6 protein-coding genes are annotated in these 6,937 nt (G+C 31.9%); 4 read left to right on the forward strand and 2 right to left on the reverse strand.

Annotation, left to right across the window (positions count from 1 at the left end; genetic code table 11):
- Positions 1-204: 204 nt before the first annotated feature.
- Together nagB and nagA are read right to left on the reverse strand one after the other, a co-directional pair.
- Positions 205-924 (reverse strand): glucosamine-6-phosphate deaminase, encoded by a 720-nt coding sequence (nagB, locus tag HMPREF1983_RS06415; protein WP_021753496.1) that lies wholly within the window; start codon positions 922-924, stop codon positions 205-207.
- Between the two features lie 4 nt (positions 925-928).
- Complete coding sequence (gene nagA, locus HMPREF1983_RS06420; RefSeq protein WP_021753497.1) at positions 929-2,083, reverse strand: N-acetylglucosamine-6-phosphate deacetylase; 1,155 nt, start codon at positions 2,081-2,083, stop codon at positions 929-931.
- A gap of 217 nt (positions 2,084-2,300) precedes the next feature.
- On the opposite strand from nagA, the gene HMPREF1983_RS06425 reads away from it, so the two are divergent.
- From HMPREF1983_RS06425 to ftsH, 4 genes are all read left to right on the forward strand, one after another.
- Positions 2,301-2,909, forward strand: a complete 609-nt coding sequence (locus HMPREF1983_RS06425) for a S1 RNA-binding domain-containing protein (protein WP_021753498.1) — start codon at positions 2,301-2,303, stop codon at positions 2,907-2,909.
- Positions 2,899-4,215 carry a tRNA lysidine(34) synthetase TilS gene (tilS, locus tag HMPREF1983_RS06430; RefSeq protein ID WP_021753499.1) on the forward strand — a complete coding sequence of 439 codons (1,317 nt, stop codon included), beginning with the start codon at positions 2,899-2,901 and terminating at the stop codon, positions 4,213-4,215. Before HMPREF1983_RS06425 ends, tilS begins: the two co-directional genes overlap by 11 nt.
- Before the next feature lie 4 nt (positions 4,216-4,219).
- Complete coding sequence (gene hpt / locus HMPREF1983_RS06435; RefSeq protein WP_021753500.1) at positions 4,220-4,768, forward strand: hypoxanthine phosphoribosyltransferase; 549 nt, start codon at positions 4,220-4,222, stop codon at positions 4,766-4,768.
- 143 nt (positions 4,769-4,911) lie between these two features.
- A complete protein-coding gene (gene ftsH, locus HMPREF1983_RS06440; RefSeq protein WP_021753501.1) occupies positions 4,912-6,891 on the forward strand; it encodes an ATP-dependent zinc metalloprotease FtsH in 1,980 nt (659 codons plus the stop codon).
- The last annotated feature ends 46 nt before the right edge of the window (positions 6,892-6,937 follow it).

Here is a 6,937-nt window from a genome sequence, read left to right on the forward strand (position 1 = left end):
CTGCGAGGTTAGATCGTTGCCAGGCTTTTGTTTAACTCCCTTTTGGGAGTTTTTATTTTGGCTCAACAAAAAATCGGACTGATGAAAAATCAAGTCCGATTTTTTATAACAAATTTACAAAAAAGATAAGAGAGCAACGTATAAATGTTTTAACATAATATAAGAGCAACTAAACAAAAAGATTGTTTGGTTGCTTCTAGTTTCTTATTTATAATCTGCTTCTTTGTCGACGAAAACATAAACGCTGGGGTGTTTTTTTAAAATAGTACATGGAACATTCTCATCTATTAAATCGCCGGAAGTAAGATATTTAATAGCTTCTTTTTTCTCTTTACCGAAAGCTAAAAGAATAATATGTTTAGCACGCATAATATCATTAATGCCCATAGTAACAGCTTGTTTAGGAACTAAATCTATATTATTATCGAAAAATCGTGAATTTGCTTTAATAGTTTCTTCTTTTAAGTCTACAACATGAACTCCTGTTTCAAAAGATGTACCCGGTTCATTAAAACCGATATGTCCGTTAGAGCCGACACCTAATATTTGTACATCGATAACGGTATTATTTAGTTCATTCTGATAATCTTCAAGAGCCTGTTTTAAATTTTTTGCACCGGCATTGGGAATATGAGTATTATTTTTATCAATATCGATATGATTAAATAAATTTGTTTCCATAAATTTGTGATAACTTTCAGGGTGATCATAATTGATACCAACATATTCATCTAAGTTGTATGATTTTATATTTTTATAACTGAAATTTCCTTTTTTAAAATCTTCAATCATTTCATGATAAAGATCGATAGGAGTAGAACCGGTAGCAAGACCCAAAGTAGAATTTTTATTAATAAGTTGTTTCAGTATTTCATAAGCCTTTTTAGAGGCATCTTTTTTTGTTTCAAAAACTAAATATTTCATATTGTTATTCTCCTATTTTATTACTATAAGCAAGTTTCCCACGGGTAAAGGTATTGAGTATTTCATAATCAGAATTTATAACGACAAAATCAGCATCATAGCCAACTTTTAATTTTCCTTTTTTATCACCAAAACCGAGCATTTCCGCAGGATTTTTAGTACATGAATTTATGGCTGAATCTATCGGAATCAACGCTTCTTCAATTAAAATTCTTAAACCGTCAATAACTCGTAAAGTTGAGCCGGCTAAACGTCCATCATCACGATGAGCACTTCCATCTTCGTAAATTTCCATATTCTCACCGCCAAAAACATAAGAACCACGACCACAGCCTTTTGCACACAATGAATCGGTAATCATAATAGCATGGTCACGACCTTTAGCATTAAAATAAGTATTTAGGGCATCAGTCGTTGAATGAATACCATCACAAATAATTTCTCCATAAGTGTCTTTAGAACGTAAAGCGAAGCCGACCTGTCCGCCGTCACGATGATGAAAACCGACCATACCGTTGAACACATGAGTTTGAGAAGTAGCACCATTGGCAAAAGCTAAGTAACTTTCTTTATAGTTGGCAGCTGAATGACCAAGACTAACTTTAATATTTTGGCTTGCTAAGTATTTTGTAAGTTTGTAATCAATATCTTTTTCGCAAGCTATAGTAATAAGTTTTATAAGATTATTACTAGCCTGTTGGAATTTCTTAAATTGTTCAATACTTGGAGTTTGAATACATTTTAGAGGTTGAGCACCTCGTTTTTCAGCATCCAGATAAGGACCTTCAAAGTGAATACCAAGTATTTCAGCACCATCGTAACCTGCTTCATAAACATTGGCAATGTTTTTCACAGCTTTTAATAGAACTTCTTCTGTTTGGGTAATAGTTGTTGGTAAAAATGAAGTTACCCCCTCACTCGGTATATTTTTAATCCAATTACGTAAACCGTCTTCTGTTGCATCGTTTGTATCATAGCCGTAAGCACCATGAGTATGAATATCTATAAATCCCGGTAAGATACGATTATTTTCAAAATCATAATCGACGGTATCAAAATGATTATAATCATAGATGGAAATTATTTTTCCTTCTTTTATTTCAAGTGTTAACGGTAAAAACTGACTATTAGACCATACTTTTGTACTACGTATTAGCATATAAAACAAACTCCTTTTAATATTTTAAAATTTAATGTGTTAAATTTATGTTATCTTAATGGTAACACAGAAAGAGTAGTTTTGTAAAGTAGGAAAAGATTAAATAAAAATTTGATTTTGAGAGAAAAACTATATTATTATCTACCTTAGTTGTTGGATATTTTTTCTTGTGATATAATGATGAATAAAGTTGTATTGAGTAAAGCGTGGTGATTTTGTGGAAAAAGATATTATAGGAAAAGAAATTTCCGGAAAAGTTATAAAAGTTGAAAATTATGGTTTATTTGTTGAGTTTGATAACAACCAAGGATTTTTACCAAAGCAAAATATGAATATTGGAAAAAAGAGAAAATTGATTGATATTTTTTCTCTTGGTTTTATTGTTAAAGCAAGGGTAATAAATTTTAAAAAAGATTTTTATATTCTCAGTCAAAAGGATAAAATAAATGACGAAAAGAATGTAGAGAAAAAAGCACCTTTTAAAAAAGAAAAAGTAAAAAAGAAAAAAATAAAAAAAGAGAAGATAGATAATGTAGAAAAAGCGGTAATAAATCAAGAACCCAAAATTGAAAAAACTAAAATAACGGATTTGCACAAACTGAGATATTTAGGTAATATGAAAATATCTGTTAAAAAAGGAAAAAAAGCTATAATAGAGTTAGCACAAGAAAATGAAGAGAAGCAAGAATTTTTAGAAATTCCCAATGGTTTTTTAGAACAAATAATAGCTACAACAGAATCAAAAATAAAAAAATTTGAAAATATAAAGCAAGAATTGTTGGAAAAAGGTTATTTAGATAGCAGAGGTCAAAGTGATGAATTTTAATATTTTGTGGGAAAAAAATGAGAAAATAGCATTAGCGCTTTCCGGTGGTGTAGATTCTATTGTTTTGTTTCATCTTTTGGTGACAAAATATAAAAATAGTTATAAAGAACTTGTAGTTTTTCATATTAACCATGGATTAAGGAACGAATCTTTTGAAGAGGCGAGCTTCGTTGAAAAATTTGTGGGCAGTTATAGTGTGAAATTTTATAAAAAAGAATTAAATATGAAAACATTTGTTAAAAAATCACATATTTCTGAGGAAATGTTGGCACGTGAATTAAGATATAAAGCATTTAAAGAAATGGCAAAAGCTGAAAAAATTGATAAAATTTTAACAGCTCATCATAAAAATGATAGAGTTGAAAATATTTTAATGAGATTGCTAAGCGGGAGAAGTATTGATTACAACCTTTCAATAGAAAGTAAGACAATAATAAACGGTTTAAATATTTGTAGACCGTTTTTAGATACTTTAAAAGAAGAATTGGAAAAATATGCCGCAAGGGAGAAGCTAACATATTATACCGATAAAACAAATTTCGATACTGAATATACCAGAAATAATATTCGCCATAATATAGTTCCACTGTTAAACAGCGTTAATAATGCCAGTTTTGATAATCTTATTAATTTTTCGGAGTATTATTTCAACGTGAATACTATTTTAAAAGAGAGTGTCTTAAAAAGAAAAAATACCTACATAAAAGAAAGTTCGAAAAATTTTGTAGTGCTTGATAAAGAAAAATTACTTTTATTAAAAAGAGAAGAAATATTTTTTATTTTTAAAGAGATTTTTATAGATAATTTTTGTGTTTGTGACATCAAACAACGAACTTTGTTTAAGATAATAGAAGATTTAAAACAAAGGGGAGGTAATAAAAGTTATGATGTGAAAAATAATTTTAAAATAGTAGTAGAATATAATAGTATATATATTCATAAAATTGTGAAAAAGTGTTATAATGGTAAAATAGAATTAATTATAGATAAAATTGAAGATAATAAAGAGTATGAATTTTATCAAAATAAGTTTCTAATATCAACAAATACCGAAGGTGCAGAGCTTGGATTTAATAAAGAAGACTTACCACTTATTATTACAACAAGGCGTCAGGGTGATGTAGTAAAAAGAGGCGATATTAATAAAAAATTGTCAAGATTGCTTATTGATGAAAAGATTCCGGCAAGATTGCGTGATGAGTTGGCGGTTGTAAGGAGTGGAAATAGTATTTTGGGAGTTTTAGATATCGGTACTAAGGTTAACAAAAATATAAAATATGACTATTATATAAAAACGAAAGGATAAAGCAGTGGAAAATTTAAAGCAGGATATAGAAAAAATTCTATTTAGTCATGAGGAAATCGTAAATGCTTCCAAAAGAATAGCAAAGCAAATAGAAGAAGATTATAAGGACAAAGAACCGGTGCTTTTATGCACATTAAAAGGTGCGTTACCTTTTATGGCAGAAGTTATGAAGCACATTGATATACATGTTGTAACTGATTTTATTGATGTTTCAAGCTATCATGGTGGGACTTGTTCATCAGGGACGATAAAAATCAATAAAGATGTAGCTATGGACGTTAAAGATAAAGATGTCATTATAATTGAGGATATTGTTGATACAGGCAGAACGTTAAAATGCCTTATTGAATACTTAAAAGAACTCGGTGTGAATAGTGTAACCTGTGCATCTTTAGTGGATAAACCGGAAACACGTGTTGTTGAAGTGCAAGCGGACTATATCGGAATAGAATCTCCAAACGCATTTTTAGTAGGTTTCGGTTTAGATTATGAGGAGAAATATCGAAATCTTCCATATATCGGGGTGTTGAAAAAAGAAATTTACACCAAGTAGATTAGGTGTTATTAAAAACTGAAAAAAAGAAAAGAAATTTTTAGTCAAAAATAGTCAAAACTTTAATTAGATTTAAAGTACATTGTGTTAAAATGAATTACTTTTAGAAAATTAGGATAATAGTAGGAGGTAAAGTTTTTCTTATGAATAATAGAAAAAGGCAGAACCCTTTTCTTGGTATTCTAGCTTTAATAGTTATTGCTATTGGAGTATTTGCTTATTGGCAGCAAGATTTACCGGGGACAACAGAGAAAATAGATTATGCTAAACTTGTCCAAAATATTAATGATGATAAAATTAAGGATATTAGTTTGCAACAAAAAGATGAAAATTACAATGTTAAAGGAACATTAAAAGACGGTAATAAAAACTTTGAAACGGTAGTACCGGCAAGTGATAGTAAAGTAAGAGAACAAATCAACGATAAGGCGAAAGAAGGAAAACTTAGCGTTGTTGAATATAAACCGGCAGAAAAAACGGGTGTAATTCTTCAATTTTTAGGAAATATAATACCGTTTATTTTAATGATGGGACTGTTGGTGTTCTTTATGTCGCAAATGCAAGGCGGCGGTGGTGGAAAAATGATGAATTTCCAAAAATCGAAAGCTAAAAAAATCGATGGAGATGAAGCAAAAATCACTTTTACCGATGTTGCCGGAGCTGATGAAGAAAAACAAGAGCTGGCAGAAATGGTTGAATTTTTAAAAGATCATCGCAAATTTACCAAAATGGGTGCTAAAATACCTAAAGGTGTTTTATTAGAGGGACCTCCGGGAACAGGTAAAACGCTTCTTGCACGTGCCGTGGCAGGGGAAGCAAAAGTACCGTTCTTCTCAATCTCGGGTTCTGATTTTGTTGAGATGTTTGTCGGAGTCGGTGCGAGCCGTGTTCGGGATTTGTTTAAAGAAGCGGAAAAAAGTGCACCATGTATTATCTTTATTGATGAAATAGATGCCGTTGGTCGTAAACGTGGAAGCGGAGTCGGTGGCGGTAATGATGAACGTGAACAAACGTTAAACCAACTTCTTGTAGAAATGGATGGATTTAACGGCGACAAAGGTATAATCGTTATTGCGGCTACTAACCGTGCTGATGTTCTTGACAGTGCATTAAGAAGACCGGGACGATTCGATAGACAAATTAAAGTATCAACACCTGACGTAAAAGGTCGTGAGGCAATCTTAAAAGTTCACGCTAAAGGAAAACCGTTGGCAGAAGATGTTGAATTGAGAAGTCTTGCACAAAAAACTCCGGGATTTTCCGGAGCGGATCTTGCAAATATCTTAAACGAGGCGGCTTTGCTTGCGGCACGGGAAAATAAAAAAGCCATTGAAAAAGAAGATTTAGACGAGGCAATGGACAGAGTTATTGGTGGGCCTGCTAAACGTAGTAGAGTCTACACTCCAAAAGAAAAACGTTTAGTAGCATATCATGAGGCAGGGCATGCAATCGTCGGAATGGTTTTAGACAGTGCAGATAAAGTACAAAAAGTTACTATTATCCCACGTGGTGATGCCGGTGGTTATAATTTAATGATACCGGAAGAAGAAAAATACTTCCAAACAAGAACGGATCTAATCGACAAAATTTGTGGATTGTTGGGAGGACGTGCTGCGGAGCAAATCTTCTTTAATGAAGTATCAACCGGTGCTCATAACGACTTCGAACGTGTGACGGCAATTGCCCGTGCAATGGTAACGGAGTACGGTATGAGTGATGCTGTAGGACCGATGCAAGCACCATACCATGATCCATACAGCGGACGTCAATTATCAAGTATAGGTAATTATTCGGAAGATATGTTGAAAGAAATCGACGGAGAAGTACGAAAAATAATTAATGAATGTTATACAAAAGTGCTTCATATTATAGAAACTCATAGAGAGCAATTGGAGTTAATAGCTCAAACACTGATGAAAGTGGAAACAATTGACAGAAAAGAAATCGTTGCTTTATATCAATTCGGTAAAATGCCGAAAGAACTTAGCGAAGAAGAAGCTGAGCAATTAGATAGAATAGTCAATAAAAAATATTATGAAGAACAAGCTCGTTTGGAAAAAGAAAAACAACAAGAAGAAATAATTGATGTTTCTGCAGATGAAAATATAACAGATAATGAATAAGAAATCTCCCCATAAAGAGGCTCTGTGTCAAATACGGGGCATGAGA

It is taken from the genome of Gemella bergeri ATCC 700627 (assembly GCF_000469465.1).
Taxonomy (GTDB): domain Bacteria; phylum Bacillota; class Bacilli; order Staphylococcales; family Gemellaceae; genus Gemella; species Gemella bergeri.

Coding starts and splice junctions, on each gene's coding strand:
- nagB (WP_021753496.1), bottom strand. CDS start 924: ATGAAATATTTAGTTTTTGAAACAAAAAAAGATGCCTCTAAAAAGGCT.
- nagA (WP_021753497.1), bottom strand. CDS start 2,083: ATGCTAATACGTAGTACAAAAGTATGGTCTAATAGTCAGTTTTTACCG.
- tilS (WP_021753499.1), top strand. CDS start 2,899: ATGAATTTTAATATTTTGTGGGAAAAAAATGAGAAAATAGCATTAGCG.
- ftsH (WP_021753501.1), top strand. CDS start 4,912: ATGAATAATAGAAAAAGGCAGAACCCTTTTCTTGGTATTCTAGCTTTA.